Source organism: Pantoea sp. X-Soil-YNGN-844, from assembly GCF_059730595.1.
In genome coordinates this window covers 2,926,445-2,947,684 of sequence record NZ_AP036007.1, presented here as the reverse complement: position 1 = coordinate 2,947,684, position 21,240 = coordinate 2,926,445, and the positions used below count along the sequence as shown (strand labels likewise).

21 protein-coding genes are annotated in these 21,240 nt (G+C 54.9%); 12 read left to right on the top strand and 9 right to left on the bottom strand.

Translation table 11 applies throughout. The annotated features are described in order from the left end of the window. Positions 1 to 36: 36 nt before the first annotated feature. Together AC6I8C_RS13610 and mgrA are read right to left on the bottom strand one after the other, a co-directional pair. A complete protein-coding gene (locus AC6I8C_RS13610; RefSeq protein WP_497822799.1) occupies positions 37 to 441 on the bottom strand; it encodes a DUF2502 domain-containing protein in 405 nt (134 codons plus the stop codon). 170 nt (positions 442 to 611) lie between these two features. Then, the gene (mgrA, locus tag AC6I8C_RS13605) at positions 612 to 1,601 is read right to left on the bottom strand and encodes an L-glyceraldehyde 3-phosphate reductase (protein WP_497822798.1); all 990 of its coding nucleotides are present in this window, start codon (positions 1,599 to 1,601) and stop codon (positions 612 to 614) included. A 219-nt stretch (positions 1,602 to 1,820) separates the two neighbouring features. Between mgrA and ipdC the strand changes: the two genes are divergently transcribed. Further along, on the top strand, positions 1,821 to 3,473 hold the full coding sequence (ipdC, locus tag AC6I8C_RS13600) for an indolepyruvate decarboxylase (RefSeq protein ID WP_497822797.1): 1,653 nt from the start codon (positions 1,821 to 1,823) through the stop codon (positions 3,471 to 3,473). Positions 3,474 to 3,633: 160 nt separating this feature from the next. After that, positions 3,634 to 4,599: a glucokinase gene (glk, locus tag AC6I8C_RS13595; RefSeq protein WP_013358641.1), complete on the top strand. Its 966-nt coding sequence runs from the start codon at positions 3,634 to 3,636 to the stop codon at positions 4,597 to 4,599. 134 nt (positions 4,600 to 4,733) lie between these two features. On the opposite strand, the gene AC6I8C_RS13590 is transcribed toward glk, so the two are convergent. Then, positions 4,734 to 5,462, bottom strand: coding sequence for a LytR/AlgR family response regulator transcription factor (locus AC6I8C_RS13590; RefSeq protein ID WP_003848909.1), 729 nt, complete (start codon positions 5,460 to 5,462; stop codon positions 4,734 to 4,736). Further along, complete coding sequence (locus tag AC6I8C_RS13585) at positions 5,459 to 7,129, bottom strand: LytS/YhcK type 5TM receptor domain-containing protein (protein WP_497823342.1); 1,671 nt, start codon at positions 7,127 to 7,129, stop codon at positions 5,459 to 5,461. The genes AC6I8C_RS13590 and AC6I8C_RS13585 overlap by 4 nt, the downstream gene beginning before the upstream one ends. A gap of 278 nt (positions 7,130 to 7,407) precedes the next feature. On the opposite strand from AC6I8C_RS13585, the gene AC6I8C_RS13580 reads away from it, so the two are divergent. Then, the gene (locus AC6I8C_RS13580) at positions 7,408 to 7,932 is read left to right on the top strand and encodes a GNAT family N-acetyltransferase (protein WP_497822796.1); all 525 of its coding nucleotides are present in this window, start codon (positions 7,408 to 7,410) and stop codon (positions 7,930 to 7,932) included. 115 nt (positions 7,933 to 8,047) lie between these two features. Beyond that, positions 8,048 to 9,280 (top strand): alanine transaminase, encoded by a 1,233-nt coding sequence (alaC, locus tag AC6I8C_RS13575; RefSeq protein WP_013358638.1) that lies wholly within the window; start codon positions 8,048 to 8,050, stop codon positions 9,278 to 9,280. Between the two features lie 51 nt (positions 9,281 to 9,331). Here the strand turns inward: alaC and ypdK are convergent, their stop codons facing one another. The 3 genes from ypdK to AC6I8C_RS13560 form a co-directional block, all read right to left on the bottom strand. Next, complete coding sequence (gene ypdK, locus AC6I8C_RS13570; protein ID WP_099257831.1) at positions 9,332 to 9,406, bottom strand: membrane protein YpdK; 75 nt, start codon at positions 9,404 to 9,406, stop codon at positions 9,332 to 9,334. A 201-nt stretch (positions 9,407 to 9,607) separates the two neighbouring features. Continuing rightward, on the bottom strand, positions 9,608 to 10,636 hold the full coding sequence (locus AC6I8C_RS13565; protein ID WP_497822795.1) for an HlyD family secretion protein: 1,029 nt from the start codon (positions 10,634 to 10,636) through the stop codon (positions 9,608 to 9,610). A gap of 2 nt (positions 10,637 to 10,638) precedes the next feature. Next, positions 10,639 to 12,237 carry an MFS transporter gene (locus tag AC6I8C_RS13560; protein ID WP_497822794.1) on the bottom strand — a complete coding sequence of 533 codons (1,599 nt, stop codon included), beginning with the start codon at positions 12,235 to 12,237 and terminating at the stop codon, positions 10,639 to 10,641. Positions 12,238 to 12,386: 149 nt separating this feature from the next. Between AC6I8C_RS13560 and AC6I8C_RS13555 the strand changes: the two genes are divergently transcribed. From AC6I8C_RS13555 to AC6I8C_RS13535, 5 genes are all read left to right on the top strand, one after another. Then, complete coding sequence (locus AC6I8C_RS13555) at positions 12,387 to 13,172, top strand: IclR family transcriptional regulator (RefSeq protein WP_010257875.1); 786 nt, start codon at positions 12,387 to 12,389, stop codon at positions 13,170 to 13,172. Positions 13,173 to 13,179: 7 nt separating this feature from the next. Then, positions 13,180 to 13,632, top strand: a complete 453-nt coding sequence (locus tag AC6I8C_RS13550) for a universal stress protein (protein WP_013358635.1) — start codon at positions 13,180 to 13,182, stop codon at positions 13,630 to 13,632. A gap of 9 nt (positions 13,633 to 13,641) precedes the next feature. After that, entirely contained in the window at positions 13,642 to 14,448 is an 807-nt protein-coding gene (locus tag AC6I8C_RS13545) for a hypothetical protein (protein ID WP_497822793.1), read from the top strand. Positions 14,449 to 14,713: 265 nt separating this feature from the next. Further along, positions 14,714 to 14,995 (top strand): putative periplasmic lipoprotein, encoded by a 282-nt coding sequence (locus tag AC6I8C_RS13540; RefSeq protein ID WP_013358633.1) that lies wholly within the window; start codon positions 14,714 to 14,716, stop codon positions 14,993 to 14,995. A 512-nt stretch (positions 14,996 to 15,507) separates the two neighbouring features. Further along, the gene (locus tag AC6I8C_RS13535; RefSeq protein WP_497822792.1) at positions 15,508 to 16,383 is read left to right on the top strand and encodes an SMP-30/gluconolactonase/LRE family protein; all 876 of its coding nucleotides are present in this window, start codon (positions 15,508 to 15,510) and stop codon (positions 16,381 to 16,383) included. Positions 16,384 to 16,430: 47 nt separating this feature from the next. Here the strand turns inward: AC6I8C_RS13535 and AC6I8C_RS13530 are convergent, their stop codons facing one another. Then, complete coding sequence (locus AC6I8C_RS13530) at positions 16,431 to 17,657, bottom strand: L-lactate MFS transporter (RefSeq protein WP_497822791.1); 1,227 nt, start codon at positions 17,655 to 17,657, stop codon at positions 16,431 to 16,433. Positions 17,658 to 17,952: 295 nt separating this feature from the next. On the opposite strand from AC6I8C_RS13530, the gene AC6I8C_RS13525 reads away from it, so the two are divergent. After that, on the top strand, positions 17,953 to 18,186 hold the full coding sequence (locus tag AC6I8C_RS13525) for a hypothetical protein (RefSeq protein ID WP_497822790.1): 234 nt from the start codon (positions 17,953 to 17,955) through the stop codon (positions 18,184 to 18,186). A 36-nt stretch (positions 18,187 to 18,222) separates the two neighbouring features. On the opposite strand, the gene AC6I8C_RS13520 is transcribed toward AC6I8C_RS13525, so the two are convergent. Continuing rightward, entirely contained in the window at positions 18,223 to 19,122 is a 900-nt protein-coding gene (locus AC6I8C_RS13520) for a DMT family transporter (RefSeq protein WP_497822789.1), read from the bottom strand. Positions 19,123 to 19,299: 177 nt separating this feature from the next. On the opposite strand from AC6I8C_RS13520, the gene AC6I8C_RS13515 reads away from it, so the two are divergent. Then, the gene (locus AC6I8C_RS13515) at positions 19,300 to 20,178 is read left to right on the top strand and encodes a helix-turn-helix domain-containing protein (protein ID WP_497822788.1); all 879 of its coding nucleotides are present in this window, start codon (positions 19,300 to 19,302) and stop codon (positions 20,176 to 20,178) included. 555 nt (positions 20,179 to 20,733) lie between these two features. Then, positions 20,734 to 21,234 carry a type VI secretion system contractile sheath small subunit gene (gene tssB / locus AC6I8C_RS13510; RefSeq protein ID WP_497822787.1) on the top strand — a complete coding sequence of 167 codons (501 nt, stop codon included), beginning with the start codon at positions 20,734 to 20,736 and terminating at the stop codon, positions 21,232 to 21,234. Positions 21,235 to 21,240: the final 6 nt, after the last annotated feature.

The window sequence follows — 21,240 nt, the reverse complement described above, 5'->3', positions numbered from 1 at the left end:
ACAAAAAAACGCCCGGCATTTGCCGGGCGTTTTTTATTAGTGGCGATCGTGTCCGTGATGATCGGGACCACCAGGCCCAAAACCACGCGGGCCAGGACCACCACGGTCATGACGATCCCAGTCACGATCGCGGCGATGCTGATGTTCCCAGCGGCGCTCACGTTCGCGCTCATGCCAGCGGCGTTCACGCTCCCACTGCTGCTGACGACGCCACTCTTCGTGTCGCCACCAGCGGCGTTCATTATAGGAATAACGATCATTCCACCAGCGTGGTTCACGCCAGCGACCGCCATCCCAGTAATAACCACGATTGTCGCGATCGCCCAGATTCAGCGTAACGCCGGGGGCCAGAGTAATAGAGGCACTGGAGGCCTCAGCTGTGTGGTTTGCCAGCGGCGACAACACCGCCAGCAGGGCAGCAAAAATAAGAGCTCTTTTCATTATATTCTCCTCATCAACAGTCTGATGCTGTTGCGGCGCAGTGATTATGCCTGCGTAATGCTGTCGTTACCGCATCATTGTGTCGGAAGATTGTGAGGAAATTGGGGAGAGAAAGGGGATTGAGACTATTCTGGCGAGAAAACACCCGGCCTGCGCCGGGCGGGGAAAAATTACAGCAGAGCCGCGTCAATCGCCGCTAACTCCGTGTCGCTGAACTGACGTCGGGCGAGCATTGCCACCGCATCATCGATCTGGGCCGTTTTACTGGCCCCAATCAGCACGGAGGTGACGCGATCATCGCGCAGCACCCACGCCAGCGCCATCTGCGCCAGCTTCTGCTCACGCAGCTGCGCAATCACGTTCAGCTTACGGACCTTCTCCATCTTCTCATCCGTCAACTGATTCTCTGTCAGGAATTTGCTGCCGCTGGCCGCACGCGAATCTTCCGGAATGCCCTGCAGATAGCGATCGGTGAGCACGCCGCCCGCCAGCGGCGAGAAGGCTATACAGCCGACGCCCTCATCACCCAGCGTCTGAATCAATCCCTGTTCAGGCGTTCGCTCAAACATCGAATAGCGCGGCTGGTGGATCAGACAAGGCGTGCCGAGATCGCGCAGGATAGCAATCGCCCTGGCAGCAAGATCGGCCGGATAGTTAGAAAGGGCAGCGTAAAGCGCTTTGCCCTGGCGCACCACATGATCCAGTGCGCGCATGGTTTCTTCCAGCGGCGTTTCCGGATCGGGGCGGTGATGATAGAAAATATCCACATACTCCAGCCCCATGCGCTTCAGGCTCTGATCCAGGCTGGCGACCAGATACTTACGCGAACCCCAGTCGCCATATGGCCCCTGCCACATGGTATAGCCCGCTTTGGTGGAGATAATCAGCTCATCACGATGGACACGAAAATCTTCCCGCAGAATACGACCAAAATTCTCTTCCGCTGAGCCAGGCGGCGGACCGTAGTTATTCGCTAAATCGAAGTGGGTGATGCCGAGGTCAAACGCATGACGCAGCAGCTCACGGCTGTTATCGACCCGGGTGCTGTCACCAAAGTTGTGCCACAGTCCCAGCGAAATGGCGGGCAGTTTAATACCGCTGCGGCCGCTGCGACGGTATTCCATCTGTTGATAGCGATCGGGATGGGGGAAAGAGGACATTCAGCGCTCCTGAGTAAAAACGGGGATATGTGCCAAAAGTCTATCAGTGTATACGGTTACACTCAGTGACAGCGCGCAGCAGTTCGCGTTTTTACAGAATATTCCGCCAGCGTAACGCCGGCTTTCCAGCCATTGTGGCTGGCGGAAAGCGTGGCATTCCTCGCTAATTTCATCGGCTGTCAGATACTTAACCCAACTCTTCCCTGAAAGGATTGCGCAATGTCCACATTCACTGTTGGAAACTACCTGCTGAACCGTCTGCAGGAGATGGGTATAAAGCATCTGTTTGGCGTGCCGGGCGACTATAACCTGCAGTTTCTTGACTGCGTTATCGACCATCCGGAAATCAGCTGGGTGGGCTGTGCCAATGAGCTTAATGCCGCCTATGCGGCGGACGGCTATGCACGCTGCAACGGTGCTGGAGCGTTGTTAACCACCTTTGGTGTTGGCGAACTCAGCGCGATTAACGGCGTCGCAGGCAGTTATGCTGAGTATCTGCCGGTGATTCATATCGTTGGCGCGCCTGCGACTTCCGCACAATTACAGGGTGACTGTGTTCATCATTCGCTGGGCGATGGCGATTTCCGACATTTCATACGCATGGCTGCCGAAGTCAGTGCCGCAACGGCGCAACTTACTGCCGACAATGCCACTGCTGAAATTGACAGGGTAATAGAGCACGCGTTACAGGCCCGTCGTCCCGGCTATCTGTCGCTGGCCGTTGACGTGGCAGCCATCGAGGTGCAGCCACCTGTTCAGCCCCTGAACCGTCATCAATTCTCTTCGCCCGCTGCGCGCCGCGCTTTCCGGGACGCGGCGGAGCAATTGCTGGCACCGGCAGAGCGCGTTTCACTGCTGGCCGATTTTCTGGCGCTGCGCTGGCAGCAGCAGTCTGCTCTGGCCGCTCTGCGTGAAAAGAGTGCGATTCCCTGCGCCAGCCTGCTGATGGGTAAAGGCGTACTGGACGAGCAGCAGCCGGGTTATGTAGGGACTTATGCCGGTGAAGCCAGCGCAGGTCAGGTGTGTAGGCAGATTGAGCAGGTGGATGTGGCGATCTGCGTCGGGGTGCGTTTTACCGACACGATTACAGCAGGATTTACGCAGCAGTTTGCACCTGAGCGACTGATCGATCTGCAACCCTTCAGCGCCAGCGTAGGCGGTGAGCATTTTGCACCGCTGTCGATGGCGGATGCGCTTAGCGAGCTACAACCGCTGTTTGAACACTATGGCCAGCAGTGGCAGCCCGCCATAGCACCGTCTGCCGTGCAACCGGCTGAACCGGCCGCCGTGATCAGTCAGCAGGCTTTCTGGCAGGCGATGCAGGCTTTTCTGCAACCCGGCGACCTGATTCTGGCGGAGCAGGGGACAGCCGCCTTTGGTGCCGCTGCGTTGCGACTACCCTCGCAGGCGCAGCTGGTGGTTCAGCCATTATGGGGATCAATCGGCTATACTCTTCCGGCAGCGTTTGGCGCACAGACCGCTGACCCCGATCGCCGGGTTATCCTGATTATCGGCGACGGTTCGGCGCAGCTAACGATTCAGGAACTGGGTTCAATGCTGCGGGATGAGCAGCGAGTGACGCTCTTTTTGCTGAATAATGAAGGGTATACCGTCGAACGGGCCATTCATGGCGCAACACAGCGTTATAATGATATTGCTCAGTGGAACTGGACGGCCTTACCGCACGCACTGAGTCTGCAGGGCCAGGCGCAGAGCTGGCGCATCAGTGAAACGGTGCAGTTAGACGAGGTGATGGCGCGACTTTCCGCGCCTCAATGGCTGTCGCTGGTTGAGGTGGTCATGCAGAAAGAGGATTTGCCGCCACTGCTACGAAAAGTCACCGCCTGCCTGAATCAACGCAACGGCGGCTAAGATTCAGATAGTTGCCGCTGTGCAGGGTGGACTATCGCGGTTAGGCTGTAGCACACCTGAGTAAGACGCTCACCAATCGCACCGGTGAGCGTTGTTGTTTTATGGGCAGAAATTTATAGTGTCCTCCAACTCTTAAGACCCCAAGCGGAGCAACAGAAGAATGACAACCTATGCCTTGGTCGGCGATGTCGGCGGTACTAACGCACGCCTCGCCCTGTGTGAGGTGGAAAGCGGCAGCATCACCCAGGCCAAAACATTCTCAACATCAGAATACGACAGCCTCGAAGCCGTCATCCGCCACTATCTTGATGAACAACAGCAGGATGTTAAAGATGGCTGTATCGCTATCGCCTGCCCGATTACCGATGACTGGGTTGAAATGACCAACCATGACTGGGCGTTTTCTACGCGCAAGCTCAAAGAGAACATCGGTTTTGAACACCTGGAAATCATTAACGACTTTACTGCGGTATCCATGGCGATTCCGATGCTGACCGCCGACAACGTGATTCAGTTTGGCGGCACTGCCCCGGTTAAAGATAAGCCTATCGCGATTTATGGTGCCGGTACCGGATTAGGCGTCAGCCATCTGGTGCACGTGGACAAACGCTGGGTCAGCCTGCCAGGTGAGGGCGGTCATGTCGATTTCGCCGCTAACAGCGAAGAAGAAGATCAGATTCTGGAAGTGCTGCGTGAAGAGCTGGGCCATGTTTCAGCAGAACGTATCCTGTCCGGTGCCGGTCTGGTCAACCTCTATCGTGCCATTGTTAAAGTTGATAACCGTGTGCCGGAAAACCTGAAGCCGAAAGATGTCAGCCAGCGTGCGCTGGATGATAGCTGCATCGACTGCCGTCGTGCACTGTCGATGTTCTGCGTCATCATGGGCCGTTTCGGTGGCAATCTGGCATTGAACCTCGGGACCTTTGGTGGCGTCTACATTGCGGGTGGCATCGTGCCACGCTTCCTGGAGTTCTTTAAGGCGTCAGGTTTCCGTGCCGCTTTCGAAGACAAAGGCCGCTTCCGCGACTATGTTGCCAGCATCCCGGTCTATATGATCACGCACGATCAGCCTGGCTTGCTGGGCGCGGGCGCGCATCTGCGTCAGACGCTGGGTCGCATTATCTGATTCAGTTACACCTCGCGCGCACGGCCACTTTGTGCGCGTTCGATTTTCCTGGCCTGCCTGCTTCAGCTGGGCAGGTTCGGGAAATCATCCTCGGCTTCACCACACGTTCTTCTGAAATATTCACCACTCCAGCGCTACAGGCGCATCAACTGCCGAAACTGCTTCACCTTGCTGCGGCTCACCGGCACCTGAAACTCCAGATCGCGCAGCTTCAGCAGATAGGTGTTGTTAAACCACGGCTCAATTTCTCGGATCTTGCTAAGGCTGACGCAGTAAGAGCGGTGGCAGCGGAAGAACTGCTGTTCCGGCAGACGTGAACAGAATTCGGTAATATTCATCGACATCACGTAAGACTCGCGCCGTGTATACACAAACGTCAGCTTTTCATGGGCTTCTACGTAGTAAATGTCATTCACGTCCGTGACGATAATGCGCTCATCTTTAATCAGGTTGACCGTCTGCGGGGCTGGCGTGGCGCTGAGATGGCTGACCGCCTGTTGCGCCTGCGCCGTGGCTTCCAGCTTGTTCAGCATGGTGACGATCCGCGACTCCTGATAAGGCTTGAGAATGTAGTCAAACGCCTCCAGCTCAAACGCCTCCACCGCATGCTCTTTCCACGCGGTGATAAAGACAATCAGCGGCTTGTGGGCAAACTGATGGATATTCTGTGCCAGCAGCATGCCATCCAGCGAAGGAATGTTGATGTCGAGAAAAATCACATCGACCCGATGCTGTTGCAGATACTTCAGCACGTCGAGGCCATCGTCAAAGCAGGCTTCAATCTCGATTTTGCTGTGATGCTGAATCATCCAGCTCAGCTCCTGCTGCGCCAGGAATTCATCTTCCACAATAATGGCTTTCATAACAGATTCTCCGCCAGGCGCTGGCCATTCTTACTCAGCGTAAAGGAAATCTCGGTGCCCTGCTGGTGCCGCACGATGTTCAGTCCCTGACCCGACAGAAGTTTTACCCGATGATGCACATTGAGCAGGCCGATTTTATTTCCGGGCATCTCATTGCGCGCCACTCTTGCCACGACTTCGTCACTGATGCCCTGGCCGGTGTCCCGCACCGAGATGCGCACGCTATCGCCCCGATCCCGGACGCTCAGTGTCACCACGCCTTTACCTTTACAGGGCTGGATACCGTGGACAATCGCATTCTCCACCAGCGGCTGGATCAGCAGACTGGGCAGCAGAAAATGAAGATCCTCGTCGACGTCATAGATCATCGTCAGCTTGTCGCCAAACCGCGCCTGCTCAATGGCGATGTAATCTTTGACCTGCCACAGCTCCTTACGAATATCAATCAGCTCATCATCATTCAGCTCCAGGTTGTAGCGCAGGTAGCGTGACAGGTTAATCACCAGCTGGCGGGCGGTATCGGGATTGAGACGGATAGAAGAGGAGATGGCATTCAGGGCGTTGAACAGGAAATGGGGATTTATTTTACTTTGCAGCGCCCGTAGTTCCGCTTTATTGGCCATCTCACGTAACTGCTCGGCACGTGACACTTCAAGCTGGGTAGATATGATTTGTGACAGGCCGATGGCCATCTCCTTCAGCGAGCCGGTAATACGGTGCGCGCGGCGATAGTAGATTTTCAGCGTGCCAGTGACTTTGCCTTTTTCCCATAGAGGAATGACGATCATCGAATGGATATCTTTAGTGCGGTGCGCTTCATCGTTGTTCTTAATAATAATTTTGCCACTGGCAATCGACTGCGCCGTGGTGGGGCTGATGCCATCATCCCCATGTTGATAGTTATGTTCGCCATAGCCGACGTAGGCCAGAATCTTTTTCTTGTCGGTCATCGCCACCGCATCGGCTTTGATCTCCCGCCGGATAATGTCACAGATGTTGCGAAGTGAGTCGCTGTTCACCTGACGAAACAGCGGCAGGGTTTTGTTGGCGATCTCCAGCGCCAGCTTGGCCTGACGGGCGGCAATCGCCTCTTTCTCTCCTTCGACGCTCTGCACCAGCAACACAATGATACCGATGCTGGAGGCACCGAGGATCATCGGCAGGGCAATCTCCGACACAATCGCCAGCCCGAGTGAGGTTGGGCGCGCCCACATGACGATCAGCACCATCGTCAGGGCTTCACACAGCATGCCGCCGACGATACCGGCACGCCAGCGATGCTCTTTCAGTACCCGCCGGTTAATACCGCCCGCGACGATACCGGCAATGATGCTGGTAATCAGACAGGGCACCGAGGTCACGCCGTGAATATCGATCAGAAAACGGTGCAGCCCCGCAATCACACCGGTGGCGATGCCGACCCAGGGACCAAACAGAATGCCGCCCGCCATCACGGCGATGACACGCACATTCAGCAGCGAACCGTCGACATTGACGCCCGACCAGGTACTGAAAAGCGCAAACAGGGAAAAGATGGCCGTTACCGCCACTTTCTCCGCGCGCGTGTGTTCATCTTTTTGCAGCAGCTGACGAAACGGGCGGGTGCGCGTCAGGAAGAACAGGCAGATCAACATCAGGGCGGCGCGGTCAAATACTGCCAGTAACATCGTGAAGTGGGAAGACACAGGCGGCTCGTCGGCAATGGAAAGTGTCCCTATGATAAAAAATGTGATCGCGAACCGCTAGCGCCCCGCACAATCACGCCGGGACTTCGTGTTTCAGATCAATTTTTATGGCCTGGGCATAAAAAGAGGAAAGGTTGAGTGCAATAAAGGGGAACAGTTTTTCATCCTGCCAGCGCTGGTCGGTGTGATGCCGTTTTGCTATGTTGCGCGATGACGCGCGCCAGCGACCGCTGGAAAACCGTGCCCATCGGGAGCAGCAGATGCAACTTGTCACCGCCAGATTAACCCTGAATAAATTACAGCCTGAAGACTGGCAACTGTTTCGTGCCGTCCATGAAGATCGTGACACCATGACCTGGGTGAGCGAAATCCCCGATGAAGCGGATATTCGCCAGCGTTTCACCGAGCGTCTGGCTCCGTGGCAGCCAGGCAGTTTTCATATGCTCTGCCTGGTGGCACGACGACGCGACAGCGGTGAGCCGATTGGCCTGTTTGGCTGCAGTCCGGAGTGGGAGCCACACCGTCAGGCCGAGGTGGGTTATATGCTGCTGCATCGCCACTGCGGACAGGGCTACGGCAGCGAGGCGCTGGCGGCGCTGTGTCAGTTTCTGCTCGAAGCCGATTTCCATAAACTCAAGGCGATGGTGGTTGAAGGTAACTGGGCCTCACGCCGGATTCTGGAGAAAAACGGCTTCCAGCTGGAGGGCACGCTACGGGATAATTATCTGCTGAACGGCTGCTGGGTGAACGATTGGCTGCTGGGACGACTGAATCCGCAACAATAAAAATATTTTCTGCCCCTCGACAAAATGATCCTCACCGCGTTATGTTCGTAACGGGTCACCGCAGTGACCCGCGTCGCTCGGACGGTCCGGGCGCTTACGTAATCCAGAGGACATCATGGCTGATAACAGCACACCCCGTCGTTTCTCACGTATTGAACGTTTACCCCCTTACGTTTTCAACATCACCGCTGAACTGAAGATGGCTGCGCGCCGGCGCGGCGAAGATATCATCGACTTTTCAATGGGGAATCCTGATGGCCCGACCCCGCCGCACATCGTCGAAAAGTTATGCCAGGTAGCGCAGCGCGACGACACCCACGGTTATTCCACCTCACGCGGCATTCCTCGTCTGCGCCGGGCGATCTCGCGCTGGTACGCCGATCGTTACCAGGTGGAGATCGATCCTGAATCTGAGGCGATTGTTACCATCGGTTCCAAAGAGGGACTGGCGCATCTGATGCTGGCGACGCTGGATCATGGGGATACCGTGCTGGTACCGAACCCTAGCTATCCGATTCATATCTACGGTGCAGTGATTGCCGGAGCGCAGGTGCGCTCAGTGCCGCTGGTGGCGGGTGTCGACTTCTTCAATGAGCTGGAACGCGCTATTCGTGAGAGCTATCCCAAGCCAAAAATGATGATCCTTGGCTTCCCGTCTAATCCCACCGCACAGTGTGTGGAACTCGACTTTTTCGAGCGGGTGATTGCGCTGGCAAAACAATACAATGTGCTGGTGATCCACGATCTGGCCTATGCCGACATCGTCTACGATGGCTGGAAAGCGCCGTCGATTATGCAGGTGCCAGGTGCGCGTGATGTCGCCGTCGAGTTCTTCACCCTGTCAAAAAGCTACAACATGGCGGGCTGGCGCATCGGTTTTATGGTGGGCAACAAAGAGCTGGTCGCCGCGCTGGCACGGATCAAAAGTTACCATGACTACGGTACCTTTACGCCGCTGCAGGTGGCGGCGATTGCGGCGCTGGAAGGGGATCAACAGTGTGTTCGCGACATCGCAGAGCAGTACAAACGGCGTCGTGATGTGCTGGTCAAGGGATTGCATGAAGCGGGCTGGATGGTCGATAACCCGAAAGCCTCGATGTATGTCTGGGCAAAAATTCCGGACCACTATGCGCATCTGGGCTCCCTGGAGTTTGCCAAACATATGCTGCAGGAGGCGAAAGTCTGTGTTTCGCCCGGTATCGGGTTTGGCGACTATGGTGATACGCACGTGCGTTTTGCACTGATTGAAAACAGCGATCGCATTCGTCAGGCGGTACGGGGAATTAAAGCGATGTTTCGTGCCGATGGCGTTTTGCCTGGCAGCATGAAAACGGAAGAAGAGCACTAACAGCCAGCAGGGGCGACGCAATGGTCGCCCCTTGGCGGCACTGTCACGCCATTACTTCAGCAGCAGAACAAAGGTTCCGAACCAAAGTAACGCGAAAAAAGATATTCCCATCAAGGCATATTTCACAAAGCAACTCCTCTGAGCGGTTACGATGATGGCGATCCCAAACCAGTGCAACGCGAACAGCTGTGGAATAGAGATCGCCATTTCAATAATGGTCTGCTCATTTCCGGGTCGATCTGAATAACTCAGAACAGGATCAGGCGCTAATTTACGCGTAATCCTGCCTAAATGAAATAGGTCCGTTCTGAGATATTGCTCACAATTTTACGGCACCTGGATTTCCGGGATCGCCGACATGCCGACACGTAACTGAGCCAGATGCTGTTGGTCACTATCCAGCACAATTTTAACCGGCAGACGTTGAACGACTTTAGTGTAGTTGCCGGTGGCGTTATCGGGAGCAATCGCGGAAAAAGTTGCGCCGGTGGCCGGCGCGATACTGTCCACATGGCCGGTAAAGGTCTTGCCTGGCAAGGCATCGATACGGATTTGCACGCGCTGACCCGGACGCACATCGCTTAACTGCGTCTCAAGGTAGTTAGCCGTAATGTAGGTCTGCTGCAGTGGTACTACCGCCAGCAGACGGGTTCCGGCTGACACATAAGCGCCAATCCGCACTGAGCGCTGACCGACCATGCCGTCAACGGGCGCTGTGATTCGCGTGTAGGAGAGATTCAGCCTGGCCTGATCGACGCTGGCTTTAGCCGCTGCGACATCCGCTTCCGCTGAACGTACCGCAGCCTGTAATACGCCGACCTGTTTCACTGCCGACGCCAGCGCAGCCTGACTCTGATGCACCGCTGCCAGCGCCGAGCGCTGGTTAGCGCTGGATTTCTGCTGATCGTCGGCGGCTACGGTGCCACTTTTATAAAGTCGGTTGTAGCGATCGGCGCTCTGTCCGGCATACTGCGCGGACGCCTGGCTGGCCGCGACGCTGGCTTTCTGCTGATCAATCACCGACTGCTGCTGTTCAAGCTGGGCCTGGCTGCTCAGCAGTTTCGCCCGACTCACCTGCAGGTCAGCCTCGGCACTCTCCAGCGCCACACGGTAGTCACGGTCGTCCAGCGTTGCCAGCAGCTGACCGGCTTTGACTTGCTGATTATCCTGCACCTGCACATTGCTGATGTAGCCGGAGACTTTTGGCGCGACCAGAGTGTAATCCGCATTAACGTAAGCGTCGTTGGTGCGGTGATCGTTGCCGCTCATCAGTGACCAGACTGCAAAGGCGATGGCCAGTAACACCAGCAGCAGCAGTGTGAGCACCAGAGTTCTTTTCATTTCGAAAGCACGCATATTCAGTTATTCCGGGAGGGGTTTTGAAGCAAAGTTTGAGGCGGCCAGACCCGTTTTGGCAGGATGGCGGTAAGCAATAACAGGCAGGCGGCAAAACCGGTCAGCATCAGCCAGCTGTCGCTCAGACTCAGTACTGTGGCCTGATGACGAACCAGCGTGGCAAATCCGCTGAGATTATCGCTGGCGCTGATGCTGCCATCCGGCAACAGCGGCAGGCTGCGACTGGCCTGATCGGCCGCTGGCGCGGTCATCAGCCAGCTCCGGCTGGCGGCCTGATCAATCAGAACACTGGAGTGAAACTGCTCACGATGGGAGAGGAAAACCTCAACCAGCGTGGAGGCGGTAATGCTGGAGAAGCCGCGCACCGTATTAAACATCGCCGAGGCAAACGGGCCCTCGGGGGGAGCCACCACGCTGGTGGCGCTCATCAGTATCGGCAGAATTATCATCGGTTGGCCAAACGCCTGCAGAATCTGCAGCAGCCAGAAATTCTGGCGCGCCCACTCACTGGTGATTTGCGAGCCCAGCAGACAGGACGTTACCAGCAGGCCGACGCCCGCCGTCAGCATCCAGCGGCAGTCAATCCAGCGAATATTCAGCAGGGCCGCAATCAGCGGTGCGATCAGCAGTTGCGGCAGGCCAACCGACAGCGCCAGCGGGGCAAACTCCAGGGTGCGAAAGCCGCTGACCTGAGCAAAATAAGCCGACGGCAGGGCGGAGCCTGACAGACCAAGGATCAGCACGCAGGCCAGTCCCAGCAAGCCGTGCGCCAGATTGGGCCGCCGCAGCATCTGCAATTTAAACAGGGGCAGCGGGTGAAACCACTCATTAATCAGGAAAACCAGCAGCAGCGGCAGCGCGGTCAGCAGCATACCGGCGATCAGTGGCGAGTTCAGCCAGTCGAGACGCTCACCCTGAGTCAGCACCAGAACCAGCAGCGCAACCGCGCTGCAGCCGGTCACCATGCCAAACAGATCGATCTGCTGAAAGCGCTCCGGACGCAGCGGGTCCTGCGGTATCCCCCAGCTAATCAGCACCATGGCAATGAGCATGAATGGCACGACCTGCCAGAACACCATCATCCAGCTGACGTGGTCGGTCCATAACGATGCCATTGAGGCCGCCATATTGGGGCCAAACGTCGCGGTCAGGGCATAGCCCGCCAGGCCAAACAGCTTAAAAGGCGGCGGCAGGAAGCGCAGGGCGACGGTCATCAGCATTGGCGGCAGTGCGCCACCGAACAGACCCTGCAGTACGCGCAGGCTGATAAAAAGCGTCGGATCCGGTACCAGCGGCAGCAGAATACCGGTCAGCATAAATCCTGCCGATACGCCCAGTGTGAAACGCCGCAGCGACAGAGTGACGGCAAACCAGGGCGCGATCATCATGGCAGCCACTTCTGCCGCCTGATAACCGGAAATAATCCAGCTACCCTGATCGTAACCGATGCCTATAGCAGCCCGGATATCTGCCAGCGCGATATCACTGACGCGATCGTTCAGCCCGGAGGTCAGGGCAGCAATGAGCACGCCGACCAGGCCAAGTGCCAGTCGCAGTGTAAAAGGATGAGGGGCCGGCGCGGCGGCTGGCTTAGCGTTCATTGCAGGCGATCTCGTTATTATGATGCAGTGTACTGCGATGTGATACAGGGCGTAATATTACATCCCGGTATGCTGTATTGCAATGTGGTACAGACTGTAAAAAGTGCGGCATTCGCGCTACAGTAAGGCAGCTCAAACAGGACGACGCTATGGCACATCAACCCTCCAGCCGTGAGGATGAAAAAACGGGCGGCATTCAGGTCATCGCCCGTGCGGCAAAAATTCTTAATGCGCTGGGCGAACAGCCGGGCGGCATGAGCCTCGGCGAGATAGCTCAGGCAGTAGAACTGCCCCGTTCAACGGTGCAGCGCATCGTTGCCGCGCTCGACAGCGCCGAGCTGGTGCGCAGCAGCGGGGCAGGCGGACTGCGCCTGGGGCCGGCACTGTTAAAACTGATCTCCAGCGTGCATACCGATGTGGTCGATCTGGTCAGTCCGCTACTGGAAAAACTCTCTTCTGACACCAACGAGACGGTTTCACTGGCGCGCGCCAGCGGCAGCCAGCTGGCGATTATTCACCACGTGGTCGCGTCGCGGGAGCTGCGGGTCGTTCCACATATGGGACTCAATCTGCCGCTCTACAGCACCTCCGGTGGACGGGCACTGCTGGCGCTGGAGTGTGAAAAAGATGTGCGGACGATCGTCGGTGACGCCTGGCAGGAGTTAACCGATATGACGGTGAAAACCCTGCCGCAGTTGCTGCAACTTATCAGGGAAGTGCGCGAAACCGGTATCGCCGTGGATCGCGGTGAAACGCTGGAAGGTATTTCTACCATGGCGTTTGCGCTGGATACGCTGTTTGGTCGCTTTTCTGTCTCTTTGCTGGTGCCCTCTGCACGTTTTCTGCGTCATGAAGCCCGTTTTCGTGACGAGATGCTGAAGTGCAAAGAGGCGCTGGTGCGTGAAATCGGCAAAGTCGCCGCGATAGAAGGATAAGCATCTGATGAAAACCCTGCTGATGGCCATTGATCACTCTCCGGTGGCGGAGAAAGTAGTCGCCTTAACCATTGAAGAAGCGCTGGCGCATCGCGCCGATGTGGTAGTGCTGTGCTGCGTGGATCCTGCTTACTCTTCCTGCAATCAGCCGATGGAAATCGATGCAGGTGAAGACCCGGCCGATTTTGTGGCGGCGCAGGATGAGCAGAATACGGCGGAAATGGTGGTGCGCCATGCGCTGGCACCGTTATTGCGCGCGGGCATTAATGCGCGTGGCATGATCCTGGCGGGGGACGCAGCAGACACCATCGTTGCCCAGTCGCAACAGCTTAAGGCCAGTATGATTATCATGGGACGTCGCCATCTCTCCTCTTTTAATCGGCTATTAAAAGGCTCGGTCAGCGCTTCAGTTATTGAGCGTGCTCACTGCCCTGTGCTGATCGATGTGCGTAAGGATTAATCCCGCAGCATGAATTCTCTGCTTTTTATTACGCTGGCCGCGTTTGCGCTGCTGGCGCTGATCGTCATTGTACTGATCAAAACCACCCGGCTGCGTTTGTGGCAGGGGCTGATCCTCTTTCTGCTGCCACTGATACTGGCAAATCTGCTCTGGTTCAGCTGGGTCGCGCCGCATCAGCAGCAGACTGCTCAGCATGAGCAGGCGGTGAATCAGCTGGCAAAGATGCCTGGCTATCGGGTATTGCAGACGCAGGAACCGGCATTATGGCTGTTGCTGACTCAGGAGCTGACCCGGCGGATCCGTGCGGGCGAGCAGCCTGACAGGGCGACAGGTGAACTGCGTGGCTGGCTGATTGAGGTGATTAATCAGCGACTGATGCGCGGAACCGATGCGGCGGTCGTTAACTATATCAGCATCTCGGTGGAAGAGATGCGGGCGCTGAACCATATCGATCCGGGCCTCTGCTTCCGTTATCTCTATCCGCAGGTAAGTGGTGGCATCAATCTGCTGACCACGCTGCCGTCGTCGCTGAATCGCAAAGAGGCGGATGCCATGGAGCTGCTGCTGCTCAATAGCCCGCCGCCCGAACAGCCCCTTGATAAGACGCAGGCGCAGGATGATCTGCAAAAGATTGTCGGCCGGCTTTATCTGAAGTGGGGCGACAAACTGCAGCAGCTGAATATGCCTGCCGACACGGCGGTGGATCGCTCTTCGCTGTGTTCCATGTCAATTGACCTCTACAGTGCCATTCTGGCATTACCTGACAAGCGCGCCGCTAACCTGTTACGTAGAATGGTGGCACTGACCGGTCAGTAAACTCGCGCTTAGCGGGCGAAAAAAAGCCCGCTAAGCGCGGGCAGGGAAGAGAGAGGAACAGATTTTTATTTTTGGCATTTCCTGGTGTGGTGCAGTCTTCGTTTGGTCTGATTACATCCTGTCACTTCCGGCATGATAGTGATAGCCGTTTAATCGTATTACATTAATTGGTAAAAGCTTCTCAAGTTTTGATTTTTCGCGCATTAATCCTATGGATGCGTGGCATGCTGCGTCATACACTGCGCGGCAACGTGAGGATAACTAAATGAAAAAATTAATTACCGGCGCACTGGCGCTGATTCTGCTGAGTGGATGTACTGCCAGCAAACCCGGGGCATTTGAACGCGTTGATGAAGATCCCAGCTCGAATACCGTGCAGTACCGTTTTGACCCGGCAAAGGTCAATCGTGATGCAATGGATATCGATCTGGCGAATTACTGCAGTAATAAAGGATTTGATAAAGTTGAGGCGCTGCCTGCTCAGGAAAGTCATATTCCCGGGCTGAAGAAAGTCTGGTTCCAGTGTAATTATGCGCTGAAAAGCTAAATAAAACGGGCGGGATAATTATCCCGCCCTTAAAGTTTACTGCTTTTATTTTATGCTGTGTGACATCTTTGCCCGTTAGTGGCGATGGTGACCGCCATGATACCCACCGTGATAACCTCCATAGTAGCCTCCATGATATCCGCCGCCACCCCCGCGATGCCAGCCATTGTCGTGTCTGGGGCTGATGATACAACCGCTTAGTAATGTCATCAGCGCAACCATCGAAGCGACTTTAATTAATCTCTTCATCGGAAGCCTCTCCTTTTTTCCAATGACTACGACACTACGCTGGAAAAGTGGAGTGAAGATGCAGGCTTTGTAGAGTTATTTAATAAGATATGACGGAATATTTCAGAGTGCTGTATTTTGCCGCGGCAGGAAATAAGGAAATCGGAATGAGCTGAATAACAAATACTATCAAAGAGAATAGTCTTAAAATCAAGCGAAAATAATTCTCATTTGAAAGTTTTTACCACTACATTATTAGCATGTCATTTCAATGGGAGAGAAACATGGCGCATAACGTAAAAAATATTCTGGCGTTACAGGCTGAACTGGGGGAATGCCCGCTCTGGTCATCAGAAGAACAGGTGCTCTATTGCGTCGATATTCTGGCGCCAGCCATTCACCGTTTTGATCCGGTCAGCGGTGAATTGCAGACCTTCCCGCAGGCGGAAGAGGTAGGGTGCATCGGCCTGCGTGAGCAGGGCGGGCTGATAGCCGCATTGCGCAATGGTGTCTGGCTGCTGGATGCGCAGGGTAAACCAGAGAAAAAGATCGCAGAGAATCCCGGTGTGGCCGCGCAAAGTCGCTTTAATGATGGCCGTGTGGATCCGTGGGGTAACTTCTGGTGCGGCAGTCTGTGGGAACCGCAGGATAAAAATGGCGGTCTGTTATGCCGCGTGACGCCTGACCTGAAGCTGGAAGTGAAGGCGCAGGACATTAAAATTTCCAACGGACTGGCATTCTCTCCGGACCGGCAATGGATGTATCACAGCGATACGCCGAATGAGGCGCTCTATCGCTATCCGTTAAGCGAGCAGGGCGAACCGGGTGAGCGCACGCTGTTCCGTCGTTTTGACGCGAAAGGGGGATTACCGGATGGTGCCGCGGTGGATAGCGAAGGTTTTTACTGGTCAGCACAGTTTGATGGCGGACGCGTGGTCCGTATCGATCCGCAGAGCAGCGAAATCGTTGATGAGATCCTGCTGCCGGTGAAGTGGCCAACCATGGTGGCCTTTGGCGGTGCCGATCTTAAAACGCTGTTTATCACCAGTTCACGGGAAGATCGCACGGAAGAGGAACTGGCACGCTATCCGCAGTCAGGCGATATCTTTGCCGTGGACGTCGCGGTGGCGGGAATAGCAGAGCCGCGATTCCGCGGCTGAATGTTAACGGGCCGCGTAATGGCGGCCCGTGATCGTTGTCCGTGAAGTTAGTGGCGTTGCAACACCGGCTCTGCTGTGACGGAACTCTGCGGCAGTCGGATGGTGAGCGACAGGAACAGGGAGATGACCAGCAGCGTCATAATCAGGCTGAAGGTGACGGTGAAACCACCAAACAGTGATGCGACCAGCGAACCCAGCACGCTACCGATACCAAAGCCGAGATAGAGCAGGCCATAGTTTTTTGTCAGGTTGTTGAGGCCGAAAAAGTCACTGACCAGTGATGGGAACACCGTGATGGTCCCGCCAAAGCTAAAGGCCACACAGGCGAGTGACAGGAAGAAGGTGACCTCATTCATCCGGGTAAACAGCAGCACACTCATACCGATCAGCGACACAATTTGCGCCAGCGAAATGACCCGGATACGCAGCATTTTGTCGGAGAGCACACCCAGCACCAGACGACCACTCAGATTGGCAATCGCAATCACCGTTACCGCGCTGGCAGCAGTCTGCGTGGAGAGATGCACCAGACCTTCGCCGATATCTTTGGCAACCCCTATCACATAGAGGCCACTCATACAGGCGGTCAGGAACATCAGCGCCAGCATCCAGTACTGCGGCAGACGCACTGACTGTGCCAGCGTGTAATCCCGCGCAGGTTGCTGACCTTTGGCGGTGGTCCCGGTCTGCTGCAGTGGCGCTTCACGCATCAGCAGCGCACCGAGAATAATCATCGACATGGCCAGCACGCCCCAGATCATAAAGGTCTGCTCCAGACCGACCGTCGCCAGCAGTGCTCCGCAGATAAACTTGAATCCCAGACTGCCAAGGCCGTAAGCGCCAATTGCACAGGCCGAGATCATCCCCTTACGCTCAGGGAACCATTTCACGCAGTTTGACAGTGTCATCAGGTAACCGGCACCATCGGCCAGACCGACCAGCAGTCCGGCACTGAAGTAGAGCATCATCAGGTTATTTGCGTGCGCGGTGAGCCAGAAGCCCAAAGCCATCAGTACACCCGCACCAATTGTGACGCGGCGTACGCCAAAACGTTCCTGTAATTTTCCGGCCAGTGAAGAGGCGATAGCCAGACCTAAACTCAGCAGGCCAAAGGAAAATGCGACCTGACTGATCGGTGCATCCAGCTTCTGTGACAGCTGGCCGTTGAACAAACTCCATGTATAAACTGACCCCAGCGCAAACTGAGTGATTACCGTTCCGAACAATGTAAGCCAGCGGTAACGCTGGTAAGACGCCTGTTGAGTCTGGTTCATAATTTATCTCTCCCGTCCGGGAATCTGGAAACTGCGGTCAGAATAAAGCAGTGATTCGCGCGCGTGAGCAACAAAGGTATGAACGGAACATATCATGGAATGAAATGCCATTCTGGCGGTATGAATGACACAACGCAGGTCAGTAGCGATAATGCAGCGTTGCGTTAAAAGTAACCAAAGCGGCAGCTTAATCAATAACCGTAACCACCCGTAATAGAATGTTTCAGCGAGCCGGTTATGTGTGCAGCCTTCCGGATCTTTTGCCAGGCTGAAAGTTCACTTATCAGGAGGAAATATGAAAGACCGGACATATGAATCCACCACCAGTGAGGACGAAGTTTGCTGCATCATCGGTCAGGCGGTGATTGAACTCAGTACAGAACAACAGCCTGTGACTAAATCGACGCTGGCATTAAAACTGCTGTCGATGGCCGATCGTGATAGTGACGATGAGCGTGTTCTGCTCTACTGGATTGCGCGTAAAGCGATCAATCAACCACAAAAACTTCTTCAGCAGCAGTCGGCGTAATGCCCAGCCGGACGCGGGCCTGAGCCCGCCTCCGTGTCAGATGATCACCCGGCGACGGCTTGCCGGCCAGCGGGCAAACATCACGATATTGCCCAGCAGAATCATGACAAGGCCAGGGATGGCGCTGATATGCCACTCATACCCCTCAAAGCGGGTCGAGAGTGCAAGCGCAACCAGTGGAAACAGAACGGTTGTGTACGCAGCCCGACTGGCCCCGATTCGTCCTACCAGCGTAAAGTAGGCCCCGAAACCCATCACCGATCCCACGATAGCCAGATAGGTTAATGCGCCAATCCACTGGGCATTCCATGTTGGCTGTAGTGAAACACCCTGTAGCAGTGAGACCAGTCCCATTATCAGCGCGCCATACAACATGCCGTAACTGTTGGTTGTCAGTACGTCGCGTTGCAGACGCTGATGCCGCTGACTGATCATATTGCCAAATGAAAATCCCAGCGTGCCCAGCGCACTCAAACCAATTCCCCACATCAGCCCGGCAGAGGCCTGCGTGCTGCGCAGATCGTGCCAGAACAGCGCAACGATGCCTGCCATGCCCAGCACGATCGCCGGAATCAGACGCGGGGAAGGGCGCTGACGGAAAAATATCCAGCTGTTAATGGCGTTATACATGACCGCCATAGAGAAAATAACCGACTCCAGTCCGCTGCTGATATAGCCTGAAGCGTAATAGAAACAGACAAAATTGAAGCCAAAGACGCAGCAGCCCTGCAGCATGCAGAAAAGATGATCGCGCAGCGTCAGCCTGTGCAGTCGTTTTATCAGCTTAAGCAGCAATAACATGACCAGTGAGGCCAGTAAAAATCGCCAGAACACGGCGACAGTCACGGCCCCTATGCCAGCAGACTGTTGCGCATAGATCGCAATCCAGGTTGTACCCCAGATGAGCACGACAGAAAGATACAAAAACAGGTTCATTGCCAGGTTCTCCACCATAAAACGCCGAGTCTGCACTGTTAACGCACCAGAATCTTGCAGCGGATTGCGCCGGGTTTGCAAAATCTTGCGCATTTTTATCCTCTGTCCCGATGTGACCTGTTTTCTGTCCCCTGCAATCCGTAAACTGGCCTTCTGTTTATCTGAATTGATACCCCGATGCGTACCTATCAAACCTTTGAAATGCTGCAACGCCACAAAGCACAACTGCGCGATCAGGTACACCTCAATAATGGCATTCAACTGGCCGCCTGGTTTAATAGTGGCGATCGCGTCACCAATCTGAGCGATCATCACACGCTGAGCCTTTATGTGGCGGGCGGCTACGATACCTGGCATAAAACAGCGCACGGCTGGCGCAACGGTGGGGCCCCGGATCGCTTCTGTCTGATGCCCGCAGGCACGGAATCAACCTGGGATTTGCGTGCCGACCTCGCTTTTGTTCATCTCTATTGCAGCGAGAATCAGCTGCGGCACCTGGCCGAACAGGTCTGGGACCGCAGCCCGGCGCAGTTAAATCTGCATGAGAAAGTCTTTTCCGCTGATGACCGCATTACCCGGCTTTATCGGCACTTTCTGCTGAGCAGCGACTGGCAACAGCCCGCCAGTCAGCTGACATTGAGCAGCGCATCAACCCTGCTTCTGACCCATCTGTTGCAGCACTACAGTGAGGTTAAATGGCAATTGCCACAGGTGCGGGGCGGACTGGCTCCAGCAGTCCTGCGGCGGATTCTCGACTTTATTGAAAACCATCTCGACCAGCCATTAACCCTGTCTGTGCTGGCGCAGGAAGCGGCGTTGAGTGAGTTTCACTTTGCCCGTATGTTCCGTCACACCACTGGCGAAGCGCCGCATCAGTTTGTGATGCGTCGTCGTATGGATCGTGCGCGGACGTTACTTGAAAGGACTGATGTGACGCTAACCGATATTGCTCTTCAGTGTGGTTTTCACTCTTCAGCGCATTTCAGCCATCGCTTCCGTCAGGTCTATGGTATGACGCCTTCGGCATGTCGGCGAGGGAGTGGCAGAACGTCTTAGCGGCAACAGCCACGCTATATAGCGTATAGTAATGCCACTAAACATTAACATAACTTATCATGAAAGCTAACCCTTTAGGGTTAAGTCTCGTCATCCATTTCTGACCCACTTCTATTAAATAATCATTAACCGCACTTTTTAGCCATGAGGGATTTTGCTCCGCCGCCCTGCATTAAATAGCTAACTGAAACATTCCGTAGCCCCAGTCATCAAGCGCCACAGAGCGAAAATCTTAAGAAATATCTTATATATCAGATCGGTATGGGGTTATTGTTGATAGCATTACACTGTTACCTTTTGTTACATCTTATCATTTCCTTTAGCTAACCCACTATTTTTACACTCGCGCCATGGGTGTTTATCTGAAAATTTATCCCGGATTTTCGCCCTTACATCGCGTCATATTGCCAGTAAATGGAATGTACTCGCTTCAGAGCGCAGATTCTGCTTTTAACTTAATGTTTAATAGTAGGAATGTTTTATGGCAGGAGGAGCCGTTCTTAACTTTGACACTGGCTGTGACGGTTTCTATCACTCAATAGACCAGGGACAGCCATGTCTAACTCTTCCTTTCAGTCCGAAATACCCAAGGCCCGTATTAATTTAAAGCTTGATTTGCATACGGGTGGAGCGAGCAAGAAAACCGAGCTTCCTCTGAAATTATTGGTGGCAGGCGGCTTCAGCAATGGCCTGGAGTCGGCACCACTGAATGAGCGCAAAAAAGTTAATGTGAACAAAAATAACTTTGACTCAGTGCTTTCCGAATACTCCCCAAAAATCAATCTTACCGTTAAAAACACGCTTGCCGATGACGGCAGCGAAAATAGTGTTTCACTGACCTTCCGGAGCATGAAAGATTTCACCCCCGAGCAGGTTTCCCGCCAGATCCCCCAGCTGAAGGCGATGCTTTCCATGCGCAATTTGCTTCGCGATTTAAAAGCTAACCTGCTGGACAACCAGGCTTTCCGAAAAGAGCTGGAAAAAATCCTGATCGATCCTGCGTTAAGCGCAGAACTCAGAGCCGAACTTTCAGCCCTGGCACCGAAACAGCCATAACGGTCA